The sequence below is a fragment of the bacterium genome, assembly GCA_040753085.1.
In the GTDB taxonomy this organism is placed as follows: Bacteria; UBA9089; JASEGY01; order JASEGY01; family JASEGY01; genus JASEGY01.
The window spans coordinates 1-2158 of sequence record JBFMHI010000241.1 but is presented as its reverse complement, the minus strand read 5'-3'; the positions used below and the strand labels follow the sequence as shown (position 1 = coordinate 2158).

2 protein-coding genes are annotated in these 2158 nt (G+C 42.4%); both read right to left on the bottom strand.

Features of this window, described 5'->3' with window-relative positions; translation table 11 throughout:
- Positions 1-495 (bottom strand): hypothetical protein (locus AB1797_14025; GenBank protein MEW5768704.1); only part of this gene is annotated, 495 nt, incomplete at its 3' end.
- The gene (locus tag AB1797_14020; GenBank protein ID MEW5768703.1) at positions 477-1802 is read right to left on the bottom strand and encodes a hypothetical protein; all 1326 of its coding nucleotides are present in this window, start codon (positions 1800-1802) and stop codon (positions 477-479) included. The genes AB1797_14020 and AB1797_14025, both read right to left, overlap by 19 nt.
- Positions 1803-2158 lie beyond the last annotated feature (356 nt).

The following is a 2158-nucleotide window of genomic DNA, read 5'->3' as shown; positions in this document are numbered from 1 at the left end:
CAGATAGGGCTTAAGCTCTGGATATTCCTGGAATATCTGACTGGCCTTCCAGTGAAGCAGATCCAGACAGGTCCAGTCTTCTTTTAATTCATCCATTCTGTTAGGCAGGTGGCTGGTGACTTCGGTTCTGAGAGAGGGAGTGCCATCATAGATCTCACTCAATTCAGGGGGCGGAATAGGCGGACCCCCGAATTTTACCAAAGAGAGTCTATCTCCCGGACTTAAGAGAGGAATATTCCTGGCCAGAAAGGGGGTCTCTTTACTCGATATAACCTGATCCTGAGGGTTGATCTCCCCCAGACCATCAAAGAGGAATTCAGCCAGATATCCATTTAGCCTGATTATCTCCTTTTTATCCCAATGGCCGCGCATACTCTGGGAAATATCGTAAGCTACCAGAACATGCTTTTCTCCTTGGACATTCTCGGCTTTTGAGAAAAGACTTAGACCTAAGATCAAAGAGAACCAGATGATATTTACTTTGTGGCGTAACATTTTACACTCGCCTTGGTGATAAAAAATACCCGATGGCTATAACTTATGGGTTGGGCAATGATGTCCGTGGCCGGTCGAAATATCTCAATCATTCCTTCATTTGAATGAAGGAGGTTAAGACAGAAGAACCCTTTGGGGACTTTCCCTATCAGATAGTTGTCAAGCGCAAAGGCAAAGATATGAGAAGTCTGGTGAACCCTCAAACTTCCCCTGGCCAGTTCTATATTGATGGGAATGACCCTCATCGGATACCCTCCCTGGATATAGTATAACTTTGATTCAATATCAGAGGAGACAATAACCCCTTCTTGGAAAGCTATGGGCGAGAAATATAGATGGGTATCCTTCGGACTGCATACTCCCTCTTCCAAAACCTCTGTCCTGAAACTTCCATTCCTAGAGAGGCTATATTCACATATATTTCTAGACGACTTTGAATTTACTGATTCAAAATACAACCTGCCTTTGACCAGGCATGGGGCGGAATATACCATATCCTTTATTCTTCCATTTATTTCTTCCATAGAGAGCTTAGCGTTATCCAGATCATCTTCAGGAAAGACAACCCTTAAGAGCTGACCAAATCTTGAAAGAAAGACCACCTCATCTTCCCATTGAATGGGGCTAAGCAGCCGGTCATCTTCTCTGGTCAACTTATAAGGGATAAACCTAGCTTCGCCTGTATGCGGCTTATAAAGGAGTATCCAGTCGGCAAAACCAAAGACGGCGATCTCTTCATTAGCCATCGGGGCACAATAACTTATGAGCTGGATTCTTTGGTCGGAAATAAACTGATTCAAAGAAAGTTTATCTTTACCAAAAGAGATATGATATAACACCCCATTTAAGGTAAATATCAGAAATGGCTTGATATAGACGGGGGTAGAAGCGTAGGAAAGTCTTCCCCCCAGCACTTTGGTTGAAGGTAAAGGACAACCATCATTCACTCCAAATCCAATAAATGATTGCAGATTTGAATTCGGCACGATCACCATATCATTGGCAATAATAGGGGATGGGATGTTCGGCAGGAATTTTTGTATAAATAAGGATGAGAATTCATAAGACCAGAGACCAATCAGCCTTGACCACTCTCCCAAGTCGCGGTCGCAAGATGAACGGTTTGGATCTCTCCTTGACATGGCCCAACTTTCAGTGACCACCTCCTTTTTCCAAACTTTTAAGGTGGTAGTCATATCCAGGTCACCGGGGTTTTCCAGGCAATAATCCTCTAAAAGCTTGAGGGCTTTTTCCCTCAACCCCTGCCTTCTTAATGAAACAGCCTCTTTAATCAGATTATCAGCCATTTGCACCTCGTAACTACTCAGACACTAAGGCACAAAGACATAAACTTCTTCGTGCCTTAGTGTCTTTGTGGCTAAGTATCTACTCAAAATCAAGTTAAAAAAGTAAGCTCATTACAGATTATAGTACTATGTTAAGTTTCATCTCCTTTTGTACCGACAGCGTCGGCATAAGAACTTCCCCTCCCTTGATGGGCTTATCCTTACCCACATCTTTTAAAAACCACGAAGTACACGAAGGGCACGAAGATAAAACAAATCTTTTAATCCCATCTTTAAATAATTTTTCGACCTGTGAAATAGGTCTAATAAAATGCAAGAAATTTCCCATAGACATAGATATTCAAGCTCTACTACTA